Annotated in this window: 22 protein-coding genes; 21 read left to right on the forward strand and 1 reads right to left on the reverse strand. The window is 53.6% G+C overall.

Annotation, left to right across the window (positions count from 1 at the left end; genetic code table 11):
- Positions 1–260 precede the first annotated feature (260 nt).
- From HRQ60_RS04805 to pduL, 16 genes are all read left to right on the forward strand, one after another.
- On the forward strand, positions 261–1,976 hold the full coding sequence (locus HRQ60_RS04805) for a ribonuclease J (protein ID WP_425501624.1): 1,716 nt from the start codon (positions 261–263) through the stop codon (positions 1,974–1,976).
- A gap of 310 nt (positions 1,977–2,286) precedes the next feature.
- Positions 2,287–4,848 carry an FtsK/SpoIIIE family DNA translocase gene (locus HRQ60_RS04810; RefSeq protein ID WP_343044609.1) on the forward strand — a complete coding sequence of 854 codons (2,562 nt, stop codon included), beginning with the start codon at positions 2,287–2,289 and terminating at the stop codon, positions 4,846–4,848.
- Between the two features lie 219 nt (positions 4,849–5,067).
- Positions 5,068–6,354, forward strand: coding sequence for an EF-P 5-aminopentanol modification-associated protein YfmF (gene yfmF / locus HRQ60_RS04815; RefSeq protein WP_172194497.1), 1,287 nt, complete (start codon positions 5,068–5,070; stop codon positions 6,352–6,354).
- A 2-nt stretch (positions 6,355–6,356) separates the two neighbouring features.
- Positions 6,357–7,637, forward strand: a complete 1,281-nt coding sequence (gene yfmH, locus HRQ60_RS04820; protein WP_172194498.1) for an EF-P 5-aminopentanol modification-associated protein YfmH — start codon at positions 6,357–6,359, stop codon at positions 7,635–7,637.
- Positions 7,637–8,413: an elongation factor P 5-aminopentanone reductase gene (ymfI, locus tag HRQ60_RS04825; RefSeq protein WP_172194499.1), complete on the forward strand. Its 777-nt coding sequence runs from the start codon at positions 7,637–7,639 to the stop codon at positions 8,411–8,413. The genes yfmH and ymfI overlap by 1 nt, the downstream gene beginning before the upstream one ends.
- 155 nt (positions 8,414–8,568) lie before the next feature.
- The gene (locus tag HRQ60_RS04830) at positions 8,569–9,336 is read left to right on the forward strand and encodes a YmfK family protein (protein WP_172194500.1); all 768 of its coding nucleotides are present in this window, start codon (positions 8,569–8,571) and stop codon (positions 9,334–9,336) included.
- 62 nt (positions 9,337–9,398) lie between these two features.
- The gene (locus HRQ60_RS04835; RefSeq protein ID WP_172194501.1) at positions 9,399–10,505 is read left to right on the forward strand and encodes a helix-turn-helix domain-containing protein; all 1,107 of its coding nucleotides are present in this window, start codon (positions 9,399–9,401) and stop codon (positions 10,503–10,505) included.
- Between the two features lie 40 nt (positions 10,506–10,545).
- Positions 10,546–11,037, forward strand: a complete 492-nt coding sequence (locus HRQ60_RS04840; protein WP_172194502.1) for a YajQ family cyclic di-GMP-binding protein — start codon at positions 10,546–10,548, stop codon at positions 11,035–11,037.
- A 167-nt stretch (positions 11,038–11,204) separates the two neighbouring features.
- Positions 11,205–11,786 (forward strand): CDP-diacylglycerol--glycerol-3-phosphate 3-phosphatidyltransferase, encoded by a 582-nt coding sequence (gene pgsA, locus HRQ60_RS04845; RefSeq protein ID WP_172194503.1) that lies wholly within the window; start codon positions 11,205–11,207, stop codon positions 11,784–11,786.
- Positions 11,787–11,832: 46 nt separating this feature from the next.
- Positions 11,833–13,098, forward strand: coding sequence for a competence/damage-inducible protein A (locus HRQ60_RS04850; RefSeq protein ID WP_172194504.1), 1,266 nt, complete (start codon positions 11,833–11,835; stop codon positions 13,096–13,098).
- 318 nt (positions 13,099–13,416) lie between these two features.
- Complete coding sequence (gene recA / locus HRQ60_RS04855; RefSeq protein ID WP_172194505.1) at positions 13,417–14,478, forward strand: recombinase RecA; 1,062 nt, start codon at positions 13,417–13,419, stop codon at positions 14,476–14,478.
- A 119-nt stretch (positions 14,479–14,597) separates the two neighbouring features.
- A complete protein-coding gene (locus HRQ60_RS04860; protein ID WP_172194506.1) occupies positions 14,598–15,395 on the forward strand; it encodes a regulatory protein RecX in 798 nt (265 codons plus the stop codon).
- Between the two features lie 313 nt (positions 15,396–15,708).
- Entirely contained in the window at positions 15,709–17,253 is a 1,545-nt protein-coding gene (gene rny / locus HRQ60_RS04865; RefSeq protein ID WP_172194507.1) for a ribonuclease Y, read from the forward strand.
- Between the two features lie 121 nt (positions 17,254–17,374).
- Positions 17,375–18,172, forward strand: a complete 798-nt coding sequence (locus tag HRQ60_RS04870; RefSeq protein ID WP_172194508.1) for a TIGR00282 family metallophosphoesterase — start codon at positions 17,375–17,377, stop codon at positions 18,170–18,172.
- Positions 18,173–18,349: 177 nt separating this feature from the next.
- Entirely contained in the window at positions 18,350–18,610 is a 261-nt protein-coding gene (locus HRQ60_RS04875) for a stage V sporulation protein S (RefSeq protein ID WP_141449461.1), read from the forward strand.
- 220 nt (positions 18,611–18,830) lie between these two features.
- Positions 18,831–19,403, forward strand: coding sequence for a phosphate propanoyltransferase (gene pduL, locus HRQ60_RS04880; RefSeq protein ID WP_172194509.1), 573 nt, complete (start codon positions 18,831–18,833; stop codon positions 19,401–19,403).
- A gap of 73 nt (positions 19,404–19,476) precedes the next feature.
- Here pduL and HRQ60_RS04885 read toward each other — a convergent pair whose 3' ends face one another.
- Positions 19,477–20,547 (reverse strand): transglutaminase domain-containing protein, encoded by a 1,071-nt coding sequence (locus HRQ60_RS04885; protein ID WP_172194510.1) that lies wholly within the window; start codon positions 20,545–20,547, stop codon positions 19,477–19,479.
- Positions 20,548–20,863: 316 nt separating this feature from the next.
- Here HRQ60_RS04885 and HRQ60_RS04890 point away from each other — a divergent pair, with 316 nt between their 5' ends.
- The 5 genes from HRQ60_RS04890 to HRQ60_RS04910 all read left to right on the forward strand — a co-directional run bounded on the left by HRQ60_RS04890 (position 20,864) and on the right by HRQ60_RS04910 (position 25,496).
- Complete coding sequence (locus HRQ60_RS04890; protein ID WP_172194511.1) at positions 20,864–21,322, forward strand: YlbF/YmcA family competence regulator; 459 nt, start codon at positions 20,864–20,866, stop codon at positions 21,320–21,322.
- Between the two features lie 91 nt (positions 21,323–21,413).
- Positions 21,414–22,472 (forward strand): GNAT family N-acetyltransferase, encoded by a 1,059-nt coding sequence (locus HRQ60_RS23570; protein ID WP_246281110.1) that lies wholly within the window; start codon positions 21,414–21,416, stop codon positions 22,470–22,472.
- 79 nt (positions 22,473–22,551) lie between these two features.
- On the forward strand, positions 22,552–23,343 hold the full coding sequence (locus tag HRQ60_RS04900; protein WP_172194512.1) for an NUDIX hydrolase: 792 nt from the start codon (positions 22,552–22,554) through the stop codon (positions 23,341–23,343).
- Between the two features lie 27 nt (positions 23,344–23,370).
- A complete protein-coding gene (locus HRQ60_RS04905; RefSeq protein ID WP_172194513.1) occupies positions 23,371–23,910 on the forward strand; it encodes a cysteine hydrolase family protein in 540 nt (179 codons plus the stop codon).
- A 119-nt stretch (positions 23,911–24,029) separates the two neighbouring features.
- Complete coding sequence (locus HRQ60_RS04910) at positions 24,030–25,496, forward strand: nicotinate phosphoribosyltransferase (RefSeq protein ID WP_172194514.1); 1,467 nt, start codon at positions 24,030–24,032, stop codon at positions 25,494–25,496.
- Positions 25,497–25,703: the final 207 nt, after the last annotated feature.

Consider the following 25,703-nt stretch of genomic DNA (forward strand, 5'->3'; position numbering starts at 1 on the left):
AGGGAATGAGAGGGCTCTCGACTTGTATTTTGGGTTTTCATTCATGTATAATGGATGCAAGTGACTGGGTGCGGGTTATAGAAAAACAACACGAACCATATTTGACGGAGGTTCGTGCATCGGCTTGATCGATCGGCATCGGGCGGCTTTTGCGTACAAAAAGCCCTCTCGAAATCGTGAGGTGAAAGTCCTTGTTCGAGCTATGCCAAAAACCGTAAAAATAGCAAACGTCCAACATTTATAAAAACAAATATTGTATAATGACTACTATTATTTTAGGAGGTTTATCTATCTTGGTAAAGAAAAACAATACCGCAGAGAAATTGACAATTTTCGCCTTGGGCGGCGTCGGCGAGATCGGCAAGAATATGTATGTCGTTCAGTACGGTGACGATATCGTCGTCATCGACGCCGGTCTGAAGTTCCCGGAAGAAGACATGCTGGGCATCGACCTGGTTATCCCGGATATCAGTTACCTGACAGAAAATCGCGATAAAGTCAGAGCGATCATCGTTACTCACGGTCACGAAGATCACATCGGCGGTCTTCCTTATGTCCTCAAACACCTGAACGTGCCGCTGTACGCGACAAAACTGACCCTTGGTCTGATCGAGAACAAACTTCGCGAAGCGAACCTGCTGGGTGAAACGAAGCGTATTCTGATCAATGCCGATTCCGAACTGAAGCTGGGCAGCACGCTGACCGCTACGTTCTTCAAAACAAACCACAGTATTCCGGATTCCGTCGGGGTATGCATCGAAACACCGGAAGGCAATGTCGTTCATACGGGCGACTTTAAATTCGACCACACGCCGGTCAACGATCAGTTTGCCGATCTGCAGCGTATGGCCGAAATCGGACAAAAAGGCGTTCTGGCTCTGCTGTCCGACAGCACCAACGCCGAAAAACCGGGCTTTACGCCTTCCGAGCGCAGCGTAGGCGTCGTTCTGGAAGACATTTTCCGCAAAGCCCGCCAGCGTGTAGTCGTTGCGACATTCGCTTCCAACGTACACCGGATTCAACAGGTCGTAAATGCCGCAGTGGCAACCGATCGCAAGATTGTCGTAATCGGACGCAGCATGGTGAACGTGGTAGCCATCGCTTCGGAGCTTGGCTATCTGGAAATTCCGGAAGGGATGATCATAGAGCCTGAAGAGATCAACCGCATCGGCGCCGACCGCGTTGCTATTCTGTGCACGGGCAGTCAGGGCGAGCCGATGTCGGCGCTCAGCCGCATGGCGCGTTCGACGCACCGCAAAGTGGACATTCTGCCGGGCGACACGGTAATCATTGCCGCTACGCCGGTTCCGGGTAACGAAAAATACGTAGGCCGTACGATTGATGCCCTGTTCCGCCTTGGAGCCGAAGTCATCTACAGCGGTTCGAACAAAGGAGTTCACGTATCGGGTCACGGTTCGCAGGAAGAATTGAAGCTGATGCTGAACCTGATGCGTCCGAAATTCTTTATTCCGATCCACGGCGAATACCGAATGCTGCGCAAACACGCACAGCTGGGCGAATCGATCGGTGTCGATCCGGACAACATCTTCCTGATCGATATCGGCGATACGGTTGAAATTCACAACGGCGAAGCCCGCAAAGCAGGCAAAGTGCCTTCCGGCAACGTTCTGATCGACGGACTGGGTGTAGGCGACGTGGGCAATATCGTTCTGCGTGACCGCAAACTGCTGTCGCAGGACGGAATTCTGGTTGTTGTGGTTACGCTCAGCAAGCAGGACGGTCGTATCGTATCGGGACCGGACATCATTTCGCGCGGGTTCGTATATGTGCGTGAGTCCGAAGGGCTGCTTGACGAAGCAAACCGTGTCGTAACAAGCACGCTGCAGCGTCTGATGAGCGAAAATGTCAACGAGTGGGCTTCGCTCAAATCGGGCGTCAAAGACTCGTTGGGACGTTTCCTCTTCGATCAAACCCGTCGTCGTCCGATGATCCTGCCGATCATCATGGAAGTCTAATCAGCCGCACAGCGGTTTTATAATTCGGGCTTTTCCCGCCCTTCTCCGGACGATCTTGCAAACGGTCCCGACGGAGAAGGGCTTTTTGCTTTTTTGACGGAAAAGGGAAGCGGTTTTTATCTGCCTTTTGGCGAACTTATGTGCTATTATGGGAAGAGTGTTTTAACGGCAGGAGGGATCGGAATTGGCTCCAAAAAAAGGGACAACGGCACGCGGCGGCAGTAAGCCTCGTTCGGGCGGCAGCCGCAAGACGCCGGCCAAAAACAGCAAAAAAAAGAACGGGTCGCTTGCGAGCGCTCTTAAATATGAAATTTACGGCATTGTGCTGATTACCCTGTCCGTGATCGGACTGTCCGGTCAGGCTTTTATCGGTCAGCTGCTGTCGGCAGGTTTCGGTCTGGTACTGGGCAAAGCTTATGCGGTCATTCCGCTGCTGGGGATCTATACAGGGTTATATCTGATGATTCGGAGGGGACTTCCGTACGGCTGGAGCGCCCGCAAGTCGGGACTGATCCTGATGTCTTTGGCGGGTGTCCTGATGCTGTCGATTGGAGAGATTCAAGCCCACTCCGAGCTTGAAGGGCAGTTGAGCGCCCAAGGGATTATATCGGCCGCTCAAAGCGATCTTCATCGGTCGCTTATCGCTCCCGACGCCAAGATGGAACAAACGACTCCGTTCCTGCGCCCGATCGGCGGAGGCTACTTTGGTGCGCTGATGCTGTCGCTGCTCTTCCTTATGGTCGGGATGGCGGGAGCGAAGCTTGCGGCAGCCGTTCTGCTGATTATCGGGCTGATGCTGATTACCCAGATGTCCTATGTGGACCTGATGGGTATGCTGCGGCGCAAAGCCGGCGATGCGGCTCGTTCGGCGGGAGCTCGTCTGAAGGAAGAGCGCGAAGCGTCCGAAGAGCGGAGGATCGAAGCCGATGCCCGTTCCAAGGAGAAAGCCGACGCGGCCAAGAGCAGACGCGAAGCGCTGCCGGAACCGGAAGACGGAGGCCGGCGCGGCCTGACCGCCGCTCTGCCTGGACGCCGCAAAGCTTCCGAAGAAGTCGAAGCTGCGGAAGTGCCTCAGGATGAATTCAAGGTGACAGGCTTCTACGGCGTGCCAAGCGAACAGCGTGAACGCGAGACCGTTTCGGTGGAAGAAGAACGGCAGGCGCCGATTATCCGGGACTTTTTCGAGCGTATCCGGGCAGAGAAAAAGATCGATTCGACGCCCGGTACCGAGGAGCTTCCGTTATCCGACGATGCCGAAGATTTTATCGCGGCGGAAGAACTTCCGCCGACCGGAATCCCGGCTCCAATGTCGGCGGAGCAGCCGGCAAACGCCGGATCCGGAGCGACTGCCGCGCCTCTTCCCGAAGGCGATCCGTCGATCCCCGCCGCGGCCGGCGAACTGCTGGAAACTGCCGCGGGCGAGCAGCTGAAGCCGCCTCCCAAGCCTTATAAACTGCCTCCGCTCAGTCTGCTGGCGATGCCCAAAGAAGACACGACTTCGACAAGTCAAGCGGACTACATGCAGACGGCCCGCAAGCTGGAAGCGACGCTGGAAAGCTTTGGCGTTCGTGCCCGCGTACTTGAAGTCGTAAGAGGCCCGGCGGTTACCCGCTACGAGATCCAGCCGGATGTCGGGGTCAAAGTAAGCCGGATCGTCGGGCTGACCGACGATATCGCCCTGGCGCTCGCCGCCAAAGATATCCGGATGGAAGCGCCGATCCCGGGCAAGTCCGCAATCGGCATCGAAGTGCCTAACAACGAAGTCTCGATGGTGACGATGCGTGAGGTGATGGATTCGCCGGTATTCGAAGAAGCGGCTTCCAAGCTTACCGTTGCTTTCGGCCGGGATATTTCGGGTCAGACCATCGTCGGCAACCTGGCCCGGATGCCCCATCTGCTGGTAGCGGGTGCGACGGGTTCGGGCAAATCGGTCTGTATCAACGGTATTATTGCAAGTATTCTGTACAAAGCGAAGCCGGACGAAGTCAAATTCCTTATGGTCGATCCCAAGATGGTGGAGCTTAACATCTACAACGGGATCCCGCATCTGCTGGCACCGGTCGTAACCGATCCCCGGCGGGCGTCGCTTGCGCTCAAGAAGATCGTTGTCGAGATGGAGAAACGGTACGAACTGTTTTCCAAATCGTCCACCCGAAATATCGAAGGCTACAACACGCTGATGAAAGACAATCCTTCGGCGATCCTGCCTTATATCGTCGTCATTGTCGACGAATTGGCCGATTTGATGATGGTTGCGGCCGGCGACGTCGAAGATGCGATTGCGCGTCTCGCGCAGATGGCACGGGCAGCGGGCATCCATCTGATTATTGCCACGCAGCGTCCTTCAGTCGATGTTATTACGGGCGTAATCAAAGCCAATATTCCTTCGCGGATCGCATTCGGCGTCTCGTCGCAGGTCGACTCGCGGACGATTCTCGATATGGGCGGCGCGGAGAAGCTGCTCGGTAGAGGCGATATGCTCTTTATGCCGATGGGCGCGTCCAAACCGATTCGGGTTCAGGGAGCTTTTCTCAGCGACAACGAAGTGGAAGAAATTGTTGCGTACTGCAGCGGTCAGGCCGAAGCGGAATACGATACGGCACTGGTTCCGGAAATCGACGAGAATGCCGCCCAACCGGAAGAGGTCATGGACGAATTGTACGATCAGGCGGTACAAATTGTCGTCGAAGCCAAGCAGGCTTCCGTTTCGCTGCTTCAGCGGCGCATGAGAGTCGGGTATACGCGCGCCGGACGTCTGGTTGACACCATGGAAGCCCGCGGCGTAGTCGGCCCTTACGAGGGCAGCAAGCCGCGCGAGGTGCTGATCTCGATCGAACAGCTGCAGGCCAGCCGGGCGGCGGCCGGTTCTTGATCGCGTAAATGAAAGGCCAATCGATTTCGTCGTTCGCAGCTGCGGCGCTTTGCGCCTCTGCGGATGCCGGGATCTTTTTCGTTTTTTCGTCCTTTTGGACTGGGGACTCCTCCGGGTTGATTCCCCTCTCGGCGTTGGGTTAGAATAATCAAGAATGGTTAAAGTTTAACAATATGAATGGACCGAGCGGAATCCGCCGAAGCCTAAGGAGTGATAACGATGAGTACGACAGGATTTGAACGGGCAGCGGAAGGCCGGATACGTATCCATGTGCTGCCGACCAAGCGGTTTAAGACATTTGCCGTTTCCCTGTATGCCGGAGCTTCGCTGCAAGAAGAAACGGTAACGCCGATTGCGCTGACGCCTTTCGTGCTGCGCCGGGGCAGTGCCGCCTATCCCGAGACGATTTTGTTTCGCGAGCGACTCGAAGAATTGTACGGAGCCGGATTCGGTTTTGATGTATATAAACGCGACGGCAGCCAGATTGTCCAGTTTCGCATGGATACCATCAATGATGCTTTTGTAGGCAAAGAAGAGCAGCTGCTCGAGAACTCGCTGGCTTTCCTCGGGGAAACGCTGACTCGGCCCGCGTTGGAGAACGGCGTTTTCAAAAGCAAATTCGTCGACGCCGAACGCGATAACGTACGCAAAAAGCTGGACGCGATCATCAACAACAAAGCCCGTTATGCCGGCGCCCGCTGCGTGGAAGAAATGTTTGCCGGAGAATCCTATCGTCTGAATGCGCTCGGCAAAAGAGAAGCACTCGAACATCTGGATGCTTCTTCGCTGCACGAATCCTATCGAAAATGGTTGTCGGAAGCGGTACTGGACCTGTACGTGGTCGGCGATGCGACACTTGCAGAAGTCCAAGGCATCGTGCATAAGCATTTCGATATTGCCGGACCGGGACATTCGCCGTACGAATACGCAAGAAGCGCCAAAAGCGAAGGGGTAGGCAACCCGCATATCGTCAAAGAAACGATGGACGTGTCGCAGGGCAAACTCAATATCGGATTCAAAACGTCGATCGACTATGCGGATGACCGTTATGCGTCGGCGCTTGTCTATAACGGCGTACTGGGCGGCTATCCGCATTCGAAGCTGTTCCAGAACGTGCGGGAAAAAGCGAGCCTGGCCTATTACGCTTCGTCGCAGTATGAACCGCATAAAGCATTCGGGACGATCCAGTCGGGAATCGAGATCGGCAATTACGACCGTGCGCTGGAGATTATCCGGGTGCAGCTCGATGCCATGAAAGCGGGAGAGATTACCGAAACCGAACTCAGTCAGACCCAAGCCATGCTCGGCAACGATCTGCGTGAAATTCGCGACTCCGCGTTCCAGATGATTCATCACGATTTCGGCGGACGGCTGTCCGGACGCGAACGTTCCGTCTCCGAGCTGCTCGAACAGGTCGAGAGCATGACGGCGCAGCAGGTGGCCGAAGCGGCGCAGAATTTCCGCCTCGACACCATTTACTTTTTGACGGGAAAAGAGGGGGAATAACGATGGAGCGCATTGTCTACAAGCATCTGCAGGAAACGCTGTATTACGAAAAGCTGGACAACGGGCTCAGTGTTTACGTGCTGCCCAAAGAAGGATTTCAGAAGACATACGCAACCTTCTCGACCCGCTACGGCTCCGTCGACAACCGTTTCCGCGTGACCGGGCAGGATGAACATCGCGTGCCGGACGGTATCGCCCATTTCCTGGAACACAAAGTATTTGAAGAACCGGAAGGCGACGTGTTTCTGAAGTTTTCGACGCAGGGGGCTTCTTCCAACGCATTTACCAGCTTCGACCAGACCACCTACCTGTTTTCCGCGACGGAAAAAATCGAAGAAAATCTGGAAACGCTCGTTAATTTCGTGCAGAATCCTTACTTTACCGACGAGAACGTCGAAAAGGAAAAAGGCATCATCGGACAGGAAATCCAGATGTATCAGGACAATCCGGACTGGCGTGTATACTACGGCCTGATTGAAGCGCTGTACAGCGTCCATCCGGTGCATATCGATATTGCGGGCACAATCGAGTCAATCAGCGAAATTACCAAAGAAACGCTTTATGCCTGCTACCATACGTTTTATCATCCGAGCAATATGCTGCTGTTCGTCGTAGGCGGCGTCGATCCGGAGAAGGTTATCGCGCAGGTAAAAGCCAACCAGGCCGCCAAAAATTACGGTCCGCAGGCGGAGATCGAGCGTTTCTTCGACCCGGAACCGGAGCAGGTGTCGCAGGAGCGCAAAGAACTGAATCTGCCCGTCTCGCTGCCGAAGTGCCTGTTCGGGTTCAAGGAAGCGGCCCCGAAAGTGGACGGACCGGAATTGGTCAAGCTCGATCTGACGACAGAACTGATGCTGGATCTGCTGCTCGGCAGCAGTACGCCGCTCTATCAGAAATTGTACGACGAAGCGCTGATTACCGACGGTTTCGGCGGGGACTTCCGGGCAACGCCGGAATACGCGTTTTCGGTGATCGGGGGAGACACTCGCGATCCCGAGCTGCTGATGGACCGGATCCGCGAAGAATCGGAACGTTTGTCGCAAAGCGGTTTTGAAGCGAAAGCGTTCGAACGGGCGCGGAAAAAGAAAATCGGCGGCTATCTGCGGATGCTCAATTCCCCGGAAAGTATCGCTCACGAGTTTACCCGCTACAAGTTCCGCGGCGGCGATCTGTTTGCCGTATTGGAAATTTACGAGAATATGACCTTGGAAGAAGTAAACGCTCGGCTGCGCGAACATGTACGTTGGGATCGGCGCGCCGTATCCGTCGTAAAAGGCGCATGATGGCGGACGGGGAAAAAAGAGCCGGTCGGCGCAAGCCTTCCGGCACGGCCGTCCTCGTAACCGGTGCGTCCGGAGGCATTGGCTCGGCGATCGCCGAGCGTTTTGCCGCGGACGGGTGCCGGGTTGCGCTTCATTATTCTTCATCGGCAGAAGCCGTGCGCGCGGCGGCGGATCGCTGTGCATCGCTTGGTGCGGCCGAAGTGCTGACGGCACGCGCGGATGTACGCAGCAGAGAGCAGATCCTGCGGATGCGCGATGAACTCAAATCGGCGGGCTTTGTCCCCGATGTGCTCGTCAACAATGCCGGGGTATCGCATTACGGGATGCTGTGCGATGTGACGGATGAAGAATGGGACCAAGTGATGGATATCAATCTCAAAGGCACTTTTTTGTGCACCCAAGCTTTTATGGGAGAAATGGTTGCGCGGAAATTCGGAAGAATTATCAATATTTCGTCGGTGTGGGGGCTGACGGGCGCTTCATGCGAAGTGGTCTACTCGGCAGCCAAAGGAGGAATCAACGCCTTTACCAAGGCGCTTGCCAAAGAACTCGCCCTGTCGGGCGTTTCGGTAAATGCGGTGGCTCCCGGAGCCGTCCGGACGGCTATGCTGGGCACCTTGTCTTCGGAAGAATTGGCGGCTTTGGCGGAAGAAATACCGGTCGGTCGATTGGCCGAACCGAGCGAGATTGCCGAAACGGTCCGCTTCCTATCGCTTCCGGAATCGTCTTACATGACCGGACAGATTCTGAGCCCGAATGGCGGATGGGTTACCTAGGTCAAAAAAGGGCGGCCAGCGGCTTCGTGAAAGATGAAGAATCTGTTTCTTGCGTTTAAACGGCATTTTTAATATCATTAGACGAAGGTTACAGCCCAAAGATCAGTTTCGCTTCGAGCTTTAAAATTGCGGGGAACACGGAAGAGAGATGGATCATGGAAACCAAACAATGGTATATGGAATATCGCATACATAAGAATAGGCCGGGTCTTCTCGGAGACATCGCGTCGATTCTGGGGATGCTGGAAGTTAATATCATTACGATCAACGGTGTGGAAGGCCGGACGCGGGGGATGCTTCTCGAAACGACGGACGACGAGAAAATCCAGCTGCTGGGCGCCATGCTCAAAAAAGTCGACAGCGTCACGGTGACCGCTCTGCGTCCGCCGAAGCTGGTCGATATTTTGGCGGTGCGCCACGGCAGATATATCGAGCGCGATTCGGACGACCGCAAGACGTTCCGTTTTACGCGCGACGAACTCGGTCTGCTGGTCGATTTTCTGGGCGAACTTTTCAAGCGCGAAGGCAACCAGGTGATCGGCTTGCGGGGAATGCCGCGTGTGGGCAAGACCGAATCGATTATCGCGGGCAGCGTCTGTGCCATGAAGCACTGGACGTTCGTTTCGTCGACACTTCTTCGTCAAACGGTGCGCAACCAGATGTCCGAAGAAGAAATGAATCCCAATAACGTTTTTATTATCGACGGAATTGTCAGTACCATCCGGTCGAACGAAAAGCACTATCAGCTGTTGAAAGAAATCATGGCGATGCCGTGCACGAAAGTGATCGAGCATCCGGATATTTTCATGCGCGAATCGGAGTACGACCACTCCCAGTTCGACATGATTATCGAGCTGCGAAGCACGCCGGATGAAGAAATCATTTACGACACGTTCGCTACAAGCTACACCGACGATATTTAAATGCATTGGAGCAAACCGGAATGCCGGCAAGCTTTTGAATACAACGAGGAGGGATGAACGGAATGTCCGATCTGGGACAACAGTTGAAGGACGCCCGTTTGCAAAAAGGGCTGTCGCTTGAAGATGTGCAGGAAATGACCAAAATTCGTAAACGTTATTTGGAGGCGATCGAGCAGGGGGATTTCAAAGTCCTGCCGGGAAGTTTCTATGTACGGGCCTTTATCAAAACTTATGCGGAAGCGGTAGGACTCGATCCGGATGCCCTGCTGCAAAATCATCCCAAAGATGTGCCGGCGGCCGAGCCCGAAAGCGTAATGGAGCCGGTATTGACCAAACGTTCCGCACGCACGGCATCGGGAGCAGGCGGCGCAAATGGCGGAGGCGGACGCGGTGAAGGCAGCAAAGGGCTGTCGACGGCGCTGATGTGGACTTTCCCGATCTTGATCTTGATCATTGTGGGAATCGTATACGTCAACAGCACCAAAGAAGATACGAAAGCGGGCGACGACAAATCGCCGGATACGACGGCAACGACGCAGCAGCCGGCAGACAAACCGGCGACAACGCCTGCGGAATCCGGTACGGCGGACGCGACGGGCGGCGGTGCACAGAGCCCGGCTGCAGTGGATCCGGCGGCGGAAACAGAACCTCCGGCTTCGGAAACGGGAACGGATACGCCTCCTGCCGATCCGGCAGCGGAACCGGGAACAACGACCGAAACCGGAACGGAAACGGTTGAAGGTACCGAAGGCACCGGCGAAACTGCGCAGCCTGGCGATGCGGCAGCCGGTGAAGAAGGAACAGCTGGCGAGGAAGGCGCTGCCGGCGAAGAAGGAGCGGCCAATACAACCGGATCCACGATTGTGACGCCGGCAGGGCAGCAGGGCAAAACGACGGTATTCACTGCGCAGCCTGCCGCAGGCGCTTCGGTAAAAGTGACCATCAACGCAAGTGGTATGAGCTGGCTTGAAGTATATCGCGGCAGCACAAGCGGCGAAAAACTTTACTACCAGAACACCAAAGAAGGCGAAGCCCTGACGTTCGACCTGGACGGTCAAGGCATGTATATCAAATCCGGTTATTCGCCGGTGACGGATATCCGCATCGACGGCCAACCGATCACGGACGGCAAAACGACTTCCCGTTTCCAGATTAATCTGAAAAACTAAGGATTCGTTCACATTATGTTACCCGAAAGGAAGAGGAATTGTGGCTTCTGAAAATTCAATGGATATCGTATCCAAAATGGACATGCAAGAACTCAAAAACGCCATCGATCAGGCGGAACGCGAAATTGCCAGCCGATTCGATTTCAAAGGAACCCAAACCAGTTTCGACCTCGATAAGGATTCGCTGACGATTGTTTCCGACGACGAGTACAAACTGGGCGCGGTTATCGATGTTCTTCAATCCAAAATGATCAAGCGCGGCGTACCGTTCAAGAATCTGGACTTCGGCAAAATCGAGTCCGCGTCGCTGAACACCGTACGTCAAAAGTTGGGGCTTAAATCCGGGATCGAATCCGACAGTTCCAAAAAAATTAATACGCTGATTCGCGACTCCAAGCTCAAAGTGAAAAGTCAGATCCAGGGCGACCAGATCCGCGTCACTTCGAAGAGCCGGGACGACCTGCAGGCCGTTATGAAACTGCTGCGGGAAGCCGATCTGCCGATCGAACTTCAGTTTACCAATTTCAAATAAGCGGCATGTTCCGCGCATACCCTTCGTTCCTTTTTGGAAGCGAAGGGTATTTTTGTGGGCGCAGCCGCAGGCGGCAGACGTTTTGACACCCAAACTTTCGGATATTATACTTGTAAGGTTGAAGAGAAAAACGAGTTACCACTCGATCGGAAGGAATGGATGGATAAATGAATCTTCCCAATCGTATTACAATGAGCCGAATCTTTCTGATTCCGGTGATGATGGTCTTCCTTCTGGCCGACCTGCCTTTTCTGCCAGAGCCGATCGTCTGGCAGGGAGTGGAGCTGGAATGGGGGCAGTTGATCGCCTGCATCGTATTTGTAATCGCATCGTGTACGGATGGCATTGACGGTTACATTGCGCGCAGCCGCAATCTGGTGACCAACCTAGGCAAATTGTTGGATCCGCTTGCGGACAAGCTGCTCGTCTCCGCAGCGTTTATCTCGCTGGTACAGATGGACAAACTCGCCGCCTGGATGGCGATTGTCATCATCAGCCGCGAGTTTGCCGTAACCGGGCTTCGCCAAATCGCCCTGCTTGACGGAGCCGTGATGGCCGCCGGAGCCGGAGGCAAGATCAAGACCGTCCTGCAGATCGTAGCCATTACCCTGCTTCTGCTTAACAATCTGCCGTTCGAAATTTGGGGGATTCCTGCCGACACGATCTTTGTCTGGGCAGCCGTCCTGGTAACGGTCTACTCGGGCGTGGATTATTTTGTCCGCAACCGCAAGCTTTTGAAAAGCGCTTAAGCAGGCCGATTCTTTTCCCTATTCTGGATATGGAGTGTGACGCACAGTGAAAGCCGAAATCATTGCCGTAGGTACCGAACTTCTGCTTGGCCAAATTGTGAATACCAATGCGCAGTATCTGTCTCAGGAATTGGCATCGCTTGGAATCGATGTTTATTTCCAGACGGTCGTAGGGGACAACAAAGAACGTCTCAAGCAGGCGATTCGGCAGGCCGAGGAGCGTGCGGATGTGCTGGTGTTCTCCGGAGGGATTGGACCCACACAGGACGATTTGACCAAGGATGCCTTGGCCGAAACGTTGGGACTCGAACTTCGTACGGACCGTCCGGCGATGGACAAGATTACCGAATTCTTCGCGGACCGCGGAATCGAGATGACCGACAACAACAAACGGCAGGCGCTTGTCATCGACGGATGTTCTCCCCTGCCCAACTCGACAGGGCTTGCGGTAGGGGTGGCAATCAGCCAAGGGGAACATCATTATATTGTTCTTCCCGGACCTCCAAGCGAGCTTAAGCCGATGTTCGAGAACGAAGCCAAACCTTGGCTGCTCCATCAAGTCCTGACCGACGAGATGCCGCTGTACTCGCGAATTCTGAAATTTGCGGGAATCGGCGAATCGGCACTCGAAGACAAACTGCTTGATCTGATCGATGCGCAGACCGATCCTACGATCGCTCCTTATGCGAAAGAAGGAGAAGTGGCGATCCGTTTGTCCACCAAAGCGGAAAATATTCAGGAAGCCAACCATAAGCTGAACTCGCTGGAAGTCCAGATCCAGAGCCGGCTCGCGGAGCATATGTATGCGAGCGAGGATGTGCCGATCGAAGAAACGATTGTCAAAATGATGGCGGATCTAGGTTTGACCGTGAGTGCCGCCGAGAGCTGCACAGGCGGAATGGTCATGCAGAGCCTGACGACGATTCCCGGCAGCGCAGCAATGCTTAGAGGGGGGATCGTCTGTTATTCCAACGAGATGAAGGAAAAGCTGCTGAACGTCCCCCACGACTATCTGGAAGGCGTAGACGCACCGGGTGCGGTAAGCCGGGAAGTTGCCGAAGTGCTGGCCGAGCAGGTCCGGATGATTGCCGATACGGATTACGGTCTGGCCGTTACCGGGGTAGCCGGACCGGGCTATTCCGAACGCAAGCCGGTAGGGCTCGTCTACGTGGCGATCGCCGAGCGGGAAGGCGAGACGGAAGTGTTCGAACTGCGGATCAAAGGCAACCGCGATACCATTCGCAAACGGTCCACCAAGACGCTGCTGTACCGGCTGTGGCAAAGACTTGTACAGGCCGAGAAGCAGCAGTGACCCATCTCCCTCCTGCGCCTGATCGGGCGGGAGATCGACGTTTAAGCGCATGCCGAAGCATGCGCTTTTCGTTTGACCCTAATTACATTTTTAGGTATAATAGAAGGACGGAAGAACCGTGGCGATACCAGAGACTCGCCGCGGTTTTTTTGTGGAATGGGGGGCTTTTTTACAACAAAAAGCCGCTTGGCCGGGCATCTGGGATGTTCGCAAAAAATACGAATGTATGTTCGAAAAAAGGCTTGGCAAACCCGTCTAAAAGCGTTATGATAGAGGTACGAAAGACGTACAAAACCAATAGATAAGGGTGTGGATATATTGTCAGATCGTCGTGCTGCGCTGGATATGGCGCTTCGCCAAATAGAGAAACAATTCGGAAAAGGTTCCATCATGAAACTCGGAGAATCGACGCACATGAATGTCGAAGTCGTACCGAGCGGTTCGATCGCATTGGACGTGGCACTTGGAACAGGCGGAATGCCGCGCGGCCGCATTATCGAAATTTACGGCCCGGAATCTTCCGGTAAAACGACGGTTGCGCTGCACGCGGTAGCCGAAGTTCAAAAAGCAGGCGGTCAAGCGGCATTTATCGATGCCGAGCATGCCCTCGACCCTAAATATGCCCGCAACCTGGGTGTCAATGTCGATGAGCTGCTGCTGTCCCAGCCGGATACCGGCGAGCAGGGTCTGGAAATCGCCGAGGCGCTTGTACGCAGCGGCGCGGTCGATATCATCGTTATCGACTCCGTAGCGGCTCTCGTACCCAAGGCGGAAATCGAAGGCGAAATGGGCGACTCCCACGTGGGTCTGCAGGCTCGTCTGATGTCTCAGGCTCTCCGTAAGCTTTCGGGCGCGATCAGCAAATCGAATACGATCGCGATCTTCATTAACCAGCTGCGCGAGAAAATCGGCGTGATGTTCGGTAACCCGGAAACAACGCCGGGCGGACGCGCACTGAAATTCTATTCGACGGTACGTCTCGATGTGCGCCGGATCGAGTCCATCAAGATGGGCAACGACATCGTGGGTAACCGTACGCGTATCAAAGTCGTGAAGAACAAAGTAGCCCCTCCGTTCAAACAAGCCGAAGTGGATATCATGTACGGAGAAGGCATTTCCAAAGAAGGCAGCCTTATCGATATGGGAACCGAGATGGACATCGTAGAAAAAAGCGGTGCTTGGTATTCCTATTCGGGCGAACGTCTTGGTCAAGGTCGCGAGAATGCCAAACAATTCTTGAAAGAACACAAAGAAATCGCAATGGCGATCGAAACCAAGATTCGTCAAGCCAGTAATCTGGTAACCATGATTGAAGCTCCATCGGAGAGCGACAAGAAGGCCGAAGAATTGGAAGAGAGCGAACTTCTGGAACTCGAATAAATAAGGCTGCAAAGCCGATCTCATAAGTAGAAGAGCCCCGGCGCGCATGCGGCCGGGGCTTTTCTTTTTACGGACGATACAGTCTTACCCAGTTGGATTGACAGAAAAGAGGGAGAACCATGAGTTTTGGTAAAAAGAAGTTCGGCAGTTATCGGAGCAGCAGCCGCGGATCGAAAAGCGAAGCGGAAGGCGAAGAAAAACAGGAAACCTTTCAAGCGGAAACGCTGCACAGTCTGGATGATTTTCCCGAAGACGAAGCTCAGCAGGTGACGCTGGTCGAACTGCTTCGCCGTCCGCGAAGCAGCTATCGAATCTATTTCGGGCCGCATTATATCACGGTACATGAATCCACCATGGTCCGCTACGGCATGACCAAAGGCAGCTTTTTTAACAAAGAAGAAGTGGACGAAATCGTCAATGCCAATGAACGGCAGATCGCTTATGCGCAGGCTATCAACTACTTGAGCTTCAGATCCCGGACCTCGGGAGAGATCGAACAGAAGCTGCTCGAGAAAGAATTGGATCCTGACGCTATCGCGGATACGGTGCAAAGGCTCCAAGAAGAGAATCTGATCGATGATGCGGCCTACGCGCAGGAATGGGCGCAGCAGCGGGTGACCGGCCGCAAAAAAGGGAAGGTATTGGTCAAACAGGAATTGAAACGCAAAGGAGTCGACGCGGAGCTGATCGACGATGCTTTGGATGCACTTGGGGAAGATGACGAAATGCGAAGCGCCGAAGAGCTGGCTGCCAAAAAATGGCGGACAACCAAAGGCGATTTGTGGGATCGCAAGCGGAAAACGGCTGCTTTTATCATGCGCAGAGGATTCTCCAGCGACATTGCGCGCAGGGCTTTGGACCGCGTATTGAGCAGGGAAGGCGAGGATGCGGAAGCTCTCGGGACGGAATTCGATTAATGCCGCTTCAAGCTGGCCAAGCAAATTTGGCAATAGCTTGACAACAACTTTTGACGAAGACTACAATAAATGAGGAACGTCAGTGGAATGACAAGCCTTTTTCCTTCCAAAAATGCGCTCGACATCCCTGTGTTCTGCCTAATTGACTCTCCCCCGATGGTTGAAAATCGGGATCGGCAGCGGCTTATTTACGCCGTCTTGCCTTATGGGAACGGCCTGCAGGCCGGGCCTTGAATGGACGAATGAGGGTATGGAAACCAATTGCTTTATCCCGAGGAATACCTTGGAGGAATCAACGAGGAGGTGAGCAGAAATGGACAACATTTTCTGGGTCGCGATTCTCGTTGTAGCCGCATTATTCTTTGGGTTCGTGATCGGATATTTTATTCGCAAATCTCTTGCTGAAGCTAAAATTTCCAGTGCCGAGCAGGCCGCTGAACAAATCGTGGAAAACGCGAAAAAAGATGCGGAAGCACTGAAAAAAGAAACGGTTTTGGAAGCCAAGGACGAAGTCCACCGGATCCGAACCGAAGCTGAAAAAGACATTCGTGAACGTCGGAATGAAAATCAACGACTAGAGAGACGATTGTTGCAGAAAGAAGAGTCGCTGGATAAAAAATTGGAATCGCTTGAACGTAAAGAAGAACAGGTGGCGAACAAAGAGAAACGCACCGAAGAGACCAAACAGCAAATTGAAAAAACGCTCGCGCAGCAGTTGGCCGAGTTGGAACGGATCTCCAACTTGACGACCGATGACGCAAGAGCCATCATTTTGAGCAGTGTGGAGCAGGAAACCCGCCACGAAGCTGCACAAATGATGAAAGACATCGAGGCGCAAGCCAAAGAAGAAGCGGACCGCAAAGCCCGGGAGATTATCTCTCTCTCGATCCAGCGCTGCGCCGCCGACCACGTAGCCGAGACGACGGTCTCCGTCGTATCTCTGCCTAACGAGGAAATGAAAGGCCGCATTATCGGCCGCGAAGGACGTAACATTCGTGCTTTGGAAACACTGACAGGGATCGATCTGATTATCGACGATACACCGGAAGCGGTTATTCTGTCGGGATTCGATCCGATTCGCCGCGAAATTGCGCGTACCGCTCTCGAAAAACTCGTTGCCGACGGTCGGATCCATCCGGCCCGGATCGAGGAAATGGTCGAGAAGTCGCGTAAGGAAGTGGACGAGCGTATCCGCGAATACGGGGAGCAGGCTACTTTCGAAGTAGGCGCCCACGGTTTGCATCCGGATCTGATCAAGATCCTGGGTCGTCTGCGTTTCCGTACGAGTTATGGACAGAATGTACTCAAGCACTCGATGGAAGTGGCTTACCTGTCCGGTCTGATGGCAGGAGAGCTGGGGCAGGACGTTACGCTCGCAAGACGGGCCGGACTGCTGCATGACATCGGCAAAGCGCTTGATCACGAAGTCGAAGGTTCTCACGTTGAAATCGGCGTGGAACTGGCGAAGAAGTACAAAGAACATCCGGTCGTTATCAACAGTATCGCGTCGCACCATGGCGATACCGAAGCGACTTCGATCATTGCCATGCTGGTCGGCGCAGCGGATGCTTTGTCCGCGGCAAGACCGGGAGCACGGCGCGAGACGCTTGAGACGTATATTCGCAGACTCGAAAAGCTGGAAGAGATTTCCGAGTCTTTCGAAGGAGTCGAGAAGTCTTTTGCTATCCAGGCGGGACGCGAAGTGCGTGTCATGGTGCAGCCGGATCGAATCGGCGATGCCGAAAGCTTCAAGCTGGCGCGCGATATCACGAAGAAGATCGAAAACGAGCTCGATTATCCGGGACATATCAAGGTCACGGTCATTCGGGAAACACGTGCGGTCGAATACGCCAAGTAATCCGGGCGAAATTCCGGAGAGTTACGAATACGAGAACAACGGCTGCTTTTCCTTCACGGGACGGAGCAGCCGTTTCTTCTTGCCCGCATGAAGCGTGTATGAAGTAGAGAGGAAGAAATGTATGAAATTGATTTTTATCGGAGACATTGTCGGAAGTCCGGGCCGCCGTGCGGTCAAGGAAATGCTGCCTTACCTGAAATCCAAATATAACCCGCATATCATTATCGCCAATGGAGAAAATGCAGCGTCGGGCCGCGGGATTACGCACGCCATCGTCAGACAGCTCTTTGAATTGGGCGTACATGGGATCACGATGGGCAACCATACATGGGATAACAAAGAAATTTTTGAATTTATCGACGACGAGCCCCGGCTGATTCGTCCGGCGAATTTCCCGCCGGGAACACCGGGCCGCGGCTACACGGTGATCAAAGCCAATGGCAAAGAACTTGCGATTGTCAATCTGCAAGGGCGCACCTTCCTGCCGGCAATCGACTGCCCGTTTCGGGCTTCGGATGATATCGTGGATGAACTTCGTCAAAAGCATAAATGTATTCTGGTCGATTTTCATGCGGAAGCCACTTCGGAGAAAATCGCGATGGGCTGGCATCTTGATGGACGAGCCTCGCTTGTCGTCGGCACGCATACCCATGTTCAGAGCAATGACGACCGGATCCTGCCGGGCGGTACGGCTTACTTGACGGATGCCGGCATGGTCGGTCCTCGCGACGGCATACTCGGCATGAAGCAGGATGGTGTACTCTATCGCTTCAAGACGCAGCTGCCTTCACGCTTTAATGTTGATGAAGAAGGCAAATGGCATTTCCACGGCGTTTACGTCGATATCGACGAAGAAACCGGACAAGCCCGCAAGATTGAGAAAATTCGTCAGATGGAAGATGAATTCCGGATGGAATAACGCAGTTTACTTTTAAAATATCCGGAATATTTTGTCGGTATGTCTCGAAAAAGAAGGATTTTACGGAAGTATCGCGAATAGTTCATACGGAGTAGACATTCAAGCCGTCTCCGCTGCTTCGCCATCACTAAGTCCCGTACAACTGTTTATCACTTCTTCCAGAGGAGGTACCTGCTCATGGATGTATTAAAGGTTTCTGCCAAGTCCAATCCCAACTCCGTTGCCGGTGCGCTTGCAGGCGTACTGCGCGAGCAAGGAGCCGCCGAACTTCAGGCGATTGGGGCGGGGGCGATCAATCAGGCGGTTAAAGCAGTGGCTATTGCCCGAGGGTTTGTTGCACCGGGAGGAGTCGATCTGATCTGTATTCCGGCTTTTACCGACGTGATCATCGATGGCGAAGAGCGGACAGCGATCAAGTTGATTGTGGAGCCAAGGTAAGTCCAACACGCTTGTAAAGCTTTAGCGAAAGGGATGTTTGTTCCGTCTGCGGATGGAGGACATCCCTTTTTTGCGTAGTTGAACGGTTGCCTGCAGGGGCAGTCCTTTTTCTTTTGCGGCAAAAGGTGTATAATAAGGGCTGCACGGGTATTTTTATGATGCCCACCGAGGATCGAGGGCTAACCCAAATCAGAGATAAAACAAGAGGAGTGACTCGCAAATGAGTAAAATCGTACCTGTCGGCGTGTCCGCACGTCACATCCATCTCTCGCAAGAACACGTAGAAAAATTGTTTGGACAAGGATATCAGCTGACCGAAATGAAAGCTCTGTCCCAACCTGGCCAATTTGCATGCAACGAAACGGTTGAAGTGGTCGGCTCCAAAGGCACATTCCCGAAAGTCCGTATTCTCGGACCTGCCCGCCCGGCTACCCAGCTGGAAATTTCGCAAACCGACTCGTTCGCGCTTGGCGTGAAGGCTCCTGTTCGCGAATCCGGCAGCATTGACGGAACACCGGGAATTACAATCAAAGGACCGGCCGGCGAAGTGCAGATCGAAGAAGGCGTTATCGTCGCGGCCCGTCATATTCATTTCCATACTTCCGACGCGGAAAAATGGGGTATTCAAGACAAACAAATGCTGAAAGTCCGTTTTGGCGGCGCTCGCGGCGTTGTATTCGAAAATGTACTTGCGCGCGTGTCCGATTCGTTCGCACTCGATATGCATATCGATACGGACGAAGCCAATGCCGTATTGGCGAAGACCGGCGACACGGCCGAAATCATTGACTAAGAACCTTTCGGTTTCGAATAACAAAAGGACTGCCCAAGGCAGTCCTTTTTTGTGTTTAAAAAGAAGGATCGAATCAGTACGTGAAAGAAAACCGGATAATCGCCGTGCCGTTGCTGGCGACTTTATAAGCAAAATTCACTTCACTGACCGGAGTGTCGAGGCAGGCTTTCATAATCCGATCCAGCTGGCTTTTGGGTGACAAAGAACCGAAGTCGTGCATCACTTCCAACTGGGCTGTTTGATTGTCGATCGCCGCAAGTACCTTGGTTTGCAGCGAAGCCGTAGTCGTCGTCATTTCGCCTCCAATCGCATCCAGCAGGTTGCGGTGCTGACTGCTCGTTTCCGCTTTTTTGGCAAGCAGGGAGCGGTAGTCGGAGACGGCAGCCGGAACATTGGTTTTCTTCCAATTGTGATTGCGATCCAGCGTTTTATCGTTTACCAGATAATAGGTATAGGAAACTTCGTTTTTTTGGTCGGGTGTCGGGTCGTCCCAGGTCATATCGAGATTGTACCAGCGTCCATCCAGTTTAATCTTGTTCCAAACGTGGCTGATGCCGTCGGCATCGCCTTCGACAATACGCGTTTCGATCCCGGCCAATGTCAGCATCCGGTAGCCGAGCAGCGTGTAGCCTTGGCAGACCGTCGTACCTTGCGTCAGACCTTCGTAAGCCGAATAGCGGGTCAGGGATTCGTCGTAGGCCAGGCGCGTCACGATATAATCATGAATGACTTTGACTTTCTCGTCCTGGCTCATGCCCGGTTTTATCAACGTCTTCAGCGTCGCTTTGGCTTGGGCAATTACATAATCGGCCTGCTGCTTGCTCTCCAGATACAAGGCGGAAAACGTAACCGAAGCTTTGGAACCGTTAATCTTGGCCCGTGTCTGGATCCGATCAAGCGTATAACGCGTGTACGGCCCGGATTTGACTGCCGCGCTGTCCAGCAGGCGGTTTACGCGTGCAAACTGGCTGAGGCTCATATTGAGGACGAATGTAGGCTTTTTTTGTTCCAGGGAAGCGGTAATGAAGGCAATGACGGAAGCGTCGGAAGCGGCAGCCGAAGCCGTATGCGGCGCGACCGGCAGCAGGATCGCAGCACTGATCAAAGCGGCGGTCAGAGTAAGGGGCAAGCGTTTCTTGTTCAACAAAGTTCCTCCTGTATATCGGCCGGATCCGGGTCTGTATTCGAATCGGCTTTTGGTTTGCTTGTTAAGTATACCGCAGAAATCAGACAGAGGCTGCAAAAAAGAACAAAGCGAAAAAAGAGGCGGCGGGGAAAACGAATGGAACGAAAGGGTGCGGTATGTTATAATTTTCTATCGTACCCGACAAAAATTATAGATGGGTACGGATCAACAAGACACAATGAACCGGGCCGCGGCAGCGAAGGCAAAACGGGCCTAGCCATATAGAGTACATCGGACAACAGGCAGTGTAAATTGAGCAGGGAGGCACGAGAAGATGAACGATCCACGGCAAGAAGAGGCGGAATTCCCGGCCCAATATGCGGAAGCCGGTGCTCCGGCAGGGCTTTGGAACCGCAGCGATATTCAAGTCAAGACCCGCGAACTTGCGGGGATGTTAACTTCCAGCGAAGAAGTACGGATTTTTCAACAGGCGGAACGCCAAATTCAGGGACACGAACGGATTCAAACCTTGATTACGACGATTAAAAAGAAGCAGAAAGAAGTTGTCGCGTTCGAAGCGATGAAGAATGCCAAAATGGCGGCTCTGATCGAAGCAGAACTCGGCGAGCTGCAGGAAGAGCTTGATGGAATTCCGATCGTCGGCGATTATCAGGAAGGACAGGTCGAAATCAACGGTCTGCTGCAAATGATTATCTCGGCTATTCACTCCACGGTATCCGAGAAGATCGCTGTGGAAAAAGGAGCCGACAGCCCGCCTTCTTCCTGCGGCTGACCCGTTTAAGGGCCGAACAGACGCGGAAGATTACCTTCCGCGTTTTTTTGTTTTTGGAAGTCAACAACGACGATCGCAGAGGAGCGGCCGTATGGACAGGAATCAAGCAGAAGATCATGAGAAAATTGCATATGAACCGCAGCCGGACCGATTGGACAAAGAACTGTTGAAATGCGGCGATCCGCTGGAATGGCGGATTGAAACGTATCTGCATGAAGCGCAGTGGTGGACGGCGGGCGAAGAAGATACCGTCACCGCCGCCGTAGGTTTTTTGAGGGTGGGAGCCGAAGAAGCGGAAATCATGAATGCGGCATCCGTACATTGGGATAACGGATCCGACGCCCGTTTTGTACGCCTGCTCCAAAAAGTATGCGGGGAACTGCGCAGGTCCGGTGTCCGCCGTTTGACGGCCTACACGGGAAACTGGGAGACGGCACTGCTGCAAGCTTATCAACGTTGCGGATTTCGGATTGCCTCGGTGGAGCCGGATTACTACGTCGGCTGCTGGCCGCGCGGGGAGCAGACGGAAGGGATGCCGCGGGTCGACCGGCTGATGCTCGAGGCACTGGAGGGAAGCGCAGGCTCTCCGTCAGTCGTCCACGGCATACAGAGCGGGCTGCAGACCCAGGTTCGGAGAGTCGAACTCAAAGACAGCCGGAAGCTGCTGGCCATGAAAAAGCAGCTCGACCGCGAAACGACTTCGATGCTGTATGAACCGGGTGAACGAAGAATGACCGAAGGCGATCAGCTCGAACAGATTCGCTCGCTGCTGCGCAGCTCGAATTCGCTGATGCTTGTGGCCGAGAACGAAGGGGAAGTCGTCGGATATCTGGAAGCTACGGGCGGCAAAGTCAGGCGCAATCAGCATACGGTCTACGTAGTTATCGGAATTCTGGAATCGTATACCGGCCAGGGACTGGGCAGGCGATTGTTCGAAGAATTGTTCGATTGGGCGGGACGCCGTCATATTCTTCGGGCCGAGCTGACCGTTCAGGCCCCGAATCAGCGTGCTTACCGGCTGTATCGTTCAATCGGTTTCAAACTCGAAGGCATCATGCGGGGAGCGCTGATCATCGAAGGGGAACCTGTCGACTTGTATCAGATGGGACTGGACCTTCGAACAATTCGAAGGAGCGGGGTTGACAAATAAATCGAGTGTGTCATAATGATAATATCATATTTGAAACTTGAGTAAACCGATTTTATCAAATGCTGCGATGGTGATGCTGATGAACGAACAGAACGGACCAAATCAACCGAATGAACAAGTCCATTACGATGCCAAGAAATATCGGACGCCCGATGGTGCGCCGGCAGACATTGTCATGTTCACGCTGACCAAGCGCGAGCGCAAGACCGTGACCAAGACGCTTCCGCTTCGGGAGCTCCGCGTCATGCTGATCCGGCGCCGGGCTTGGCCTTATGCAGGCAAGTGGGCTCTTCCGGGAGGGTTCTCCCGCGACGACGAATCGTTGTATGAAACGGCAATGCGCGAATTGAAGGAAGAAACCGGCGTAGTCGGACGCCATCTGGAATATCTCAGCGTGTACAGCAATCCCGGGCGCGACCCGAGAGGTTGGATTATCTCGCACGCTTTCTTCGCCCTTGTGGAAGAGGAAGTGCTGGAGAAACGCCAGGCCGCGGACGATGCCGAAGAAGTGGGGTTGTTCACGATCGAAGAAGCGCTGGACGAACTAGATCTGGGCTTCGATCATCGGGACATTATTGCGGATGCTTATCGGAGAATCCAGGAGAAAATGCTGCATACGACGATCGCACGCAAGTTTTTGCCGCAGGAATTTACGCTTAGCGAATTGTACCAAGTGATCAAAGCGGTAGTGCCGGATTTCGAAGAGCCGAACTTTATCCGCAAAATCACCTCGACCCGCAGCCGCAAAGGCATTCTTGAAGAAGTTCGCGACGAAAGCGGGGCTCCGGTCAGCTCGAATCAATATTCGCAGCGGCCGGCTCAACTGTACCGCTTTTTGGATAATGTGCCGAGACTGTCGATCTATTCCTGATTCGCTAAACGACAAGGAGGAGTTGCGATGAGAGCCCTTATCGTCATCGATTACACAAACGACTTTGTAGACGGCAGCCTTCCGGTAGGAGAGCCCGCAATCGCGATCGAACAGCGAATGGTCGAACTCACCGAAAAATTTGTGTCGGCCGGCGATTATACGGTGATGGCTGTCGACCTGCATGAAGCAGATGATCCTTATCATCCGGAGACGGCTTTGTTCCCGCCCCACAATATCTGCGGCACGGCAGGGCGCGAATTGTACGGCAGGTTGAAAGATCTTTATACCGTTCATGAGTCGTCGATCTACTGGATGGATAAGACGAGATACAGTGCGTTCGCGGGTACCGACCTGGAGCTTCGACTCCGAACCCGGGGGATAAAGGAAGTTCATTTGATCGGGGTATGCACGGATATTTGTGTGCTGCATACGGCGGTCGATGCCTATAACCTGGGGTTTGAGATCATTGTACATGAAGATGCTGTCGCAAGCTTCAATGCGGCGGGACATGTATGGGCTCTGGAGCATTTCAAAAACAGTCTCGGTGCCCAAGTCGTAACCGGCTGAATAAAAGCCACGATTTTGATGCAGCGGAAGGATCGACAAAGGTACAGGCACCGCGCCTCAAAGCGAACAAGATTTGGGACGCGGCCTCTGTGCGGACGCGGATTGAAGGAGGAGACGGTATGGAAACGTTTGGAATGGCTTTACATACGGACAAGTATCAGATCAATATGATGTACGCGCATTGGATGAACGGAACGGCCAAGCATAAAGCGGTTTTCGAAGCTTATTTTCGTACACTGCCGTTCGGCAACGGGTATGCGGTATTTGCCGGGTTGGAGCGGATTGTGGATTACGTATCGAATCTTCGGTTCCATGAAGACGACCTTCGTTATTTGTCGGAACAGGAAGAGAATTACGATCCCCGTTTTCTGGATGAGCTGCGGACGTTCCGTTTCTCCGGAAATATCCATTCCATGCGCGAAGGGGCACTCGTATTTCCGAATGAGCCGCTGGTGCGCGTAGAAGGCACAATTTTTGAAGCTCAACTGATCGAGACCGCTCTGCTCAACTTTATGAACTTCCAGACGCTGATCGCAACCAAAGCGGCCCGAATCAAACAAGCGGCCGACGGCGATACGCTGCTTGAATTCGGAACACGGCGGGCACAGGAAGCGGATGCGGCAGTCTGGGGCGCACGGGCCGCCTATGTATCGGGTTTCCATGCCACTTCGAACATGATGGCGGGCAAACGCTTCGGCATTCCGACCAAAGGCACACACGCGCATTCCTGGGTGCAGAGTTTCACGAGCGAACAGGAAGCTTTCGATAAATACGCCGAAGTGCTGCCGGACGGTTCGACGCTGCTCGTCGATACGTTCGATACGCTCAGAAGCGGTGTTCCTAACGCGATCCGTACGGCCAAAAAGCTGGAAGAACGCGGCAAGCGATTGAACTCGATCCGGTTGGACAGCGGTGACCTGGCTTATCTGTCGATCGAAGCCCGTAAGATGCTGGACGAAGCAGGTCTGGATTACGTCAAGATCGTCGCTTCGAACGACCTTGACGAAAATACGATTACCGAGCTGAAAACGCAGGATGCCCGTATCGATGTCTGGGGCGTTGGCACACAGCTCATTACGGCGCACGATCAGCCTTCGCTTGGCGGCGTGTACAAATTGGTTGAACGCGAAGTCGACGGAACGATGCAGCCAACGATCAAAATTTCCGCCAATCCGGAGAAAGTCACTACACCGGGCAAAAAAGACGTCTATCGGATCATTGACCGGTCAACCGGCAAAGCGGTAGCGGATTATATCTGTTTCACGGACGAAAACGAACCGCGCGAAGGCAAGCAGTTGAAGCTGTTTAATCCGCTGCATACCTATATTCGCCGTCATATCAAAGATTACGATGCCCAAGCAATGCTGGTACCGGTCTTTGAAGAAGGCCGTCTTGTGTACGAGCTGCCTTCGCTGGACGAGATTCGCGAGTATCACGTTTCCCAACTGAATCAGTTTTGGCCGCAGTATCTGCGCAAGTTGAATCCGGAGATTTATCGGGTCAACATCAGCGAAAAGGCCTGGAAGCTCAAACAGGGACTTATCGATCGGTATATGGAAGAAATGGAATTGTCGGAAGAAAGCTGAGTGTTGAGAATAAGTAGGTTAGCAAGCGGGTTCTCCTTAGGGAGATCCCGCTTTTTGTCGTCGATTCTCCCTCGTATCTTCAAGTTTGTGATTTTTGTTACAGTGACACCCCATGTAAATTGTTAAATTTAAGACGGATTGTCAATCCAAGTGCAACACTTCGTCCTGAAACGATTCGTGTGTAGACTTCCAGCCTAGACATTTGCG

The sequence above is a fragment of the Saccharibacillus qingshengii genome (genome assembly GCF_013185195.1).
Taxonomy (GTDB): Bacteria; Bacillota; Bacilli; order Paenibacillales; family Paenibacillaceae; genus Saccharibacillus; species Saccharibacillus qingshengii.

Bases quoted from the DNA above. Each gene is read 5' to 3' on its own strand.
- HRQ60_RS04805 (WP_425501624.1), top strand. From the start codon at position 261: ATGACTACTATTATTTTAGGAGGTTTATCTATCTTGGTAAAGAAAAAC.
- yfmF (WP_172194497.1), top strand. From the start codon at position 5,068: ATGAGTACGACAGGATTTGAACGGGCAGCGGAAGGCCGGATACGTATC.
- yfmH (WP_172194498.1), top strand. From the start codon at position 6,357: ATGGAGCGCATTGTCTACAAGCATCTGCAGGAAACGCTGTATTACGAA.
- ymfI (WP_172194499.1), top strand. From the start codon at position 7,637: ATGGCGGACGGGGAAAAAAGAGCCGGTCGGCGCAAGCCTTCCGGCACG.
- HRQ60_RS04830 (WP_172194500.1), top strand. From the start codon at position 8,569: ATGGAAACCAAACAATGGTATATGGAATATCGCATACATAAGAATAGG.
- HRQ60_RS04835 (WP_172194501.1), top strand. From the start codon at position 9,399: ATGTCCGATCTGGGACAACAGTTGAAGGACGCCCGTTTGCAAAAAGGG.
- pgsA (WP_172194503.1), top strand. From the start codon at position 11,205: ATGAATCTTCCCAATCGTATTACAATGAGCCGAATCTTTCTGATTCCG.
- HRQ60_RS04860 (WP_172194506.1), top strand. From the start codon at position 14,598: ATGAGTTTTGGTAAAAAGAAGTTCGGCAGTTATCGGAGCAGCAGCCGC.
- rny (WP_172194507.1), top strand. From the start codon at position 15,709: ATGGACAACATTTTCTGGGTCGCGATTCTCGTTGTAGCCGCATTATTC.
- HRQ60_RS04870 (WP_172194508.1), top strand. From the start codon at position 17,375: ATGAAATTGATTTTTATCGGAGACATTGTCGGAAGTCCGGGCCGCCGT.
- HRQ60_RS04875 (WP_141449461.1), top strand. From the start codon at position 18,350: ATGGATGTATTAAAGGTTTCTGCCAAGTCCAATCCCAACTCCGTTGCC.
- pduL (WP_172194509.1), top strand. From the start codon at position 18,831: ATGAGTAAAATCGTACCTGTCGGCGTGTCCGCACGTCACATCCATCTC.
- HRQ60_RS04890 (WP_172194511.1), top strand. From the start codon at position 20,864: ATGAACGATCCACGGCAAGAAGAGGCGGAATTCCCGGCCCAATATGCG.
- HRQ60_RS23570 (WP_246281110.1), top strand. From the start codon at position 21,414: ATGGACAGGAATCAAGCAGAAGATCATGAGAAAATTGCATATGAACCG.
- HRQ60_RS04900 (WP_172194512.1), top strand. From the start codon at position 22,552: ATGAACGAACAGAACGGACCAAATCAACCGAATGAACAAGTCCATTAC.
- HRQ60_RS04905 (WP_172194513.1), top strand. From the start codon at position 23,371: ATGAGAGCCCTTATCGTCATCGATTACACAAACGACTTTGTAGACGGC.
- HRQ60_RS04910 (WP_172194514.1), top strand. From the start codon at position 24,030: ATGGAAACGTTTGGAATGGCTTTACATACGGACAAGTATCAGATCAAT.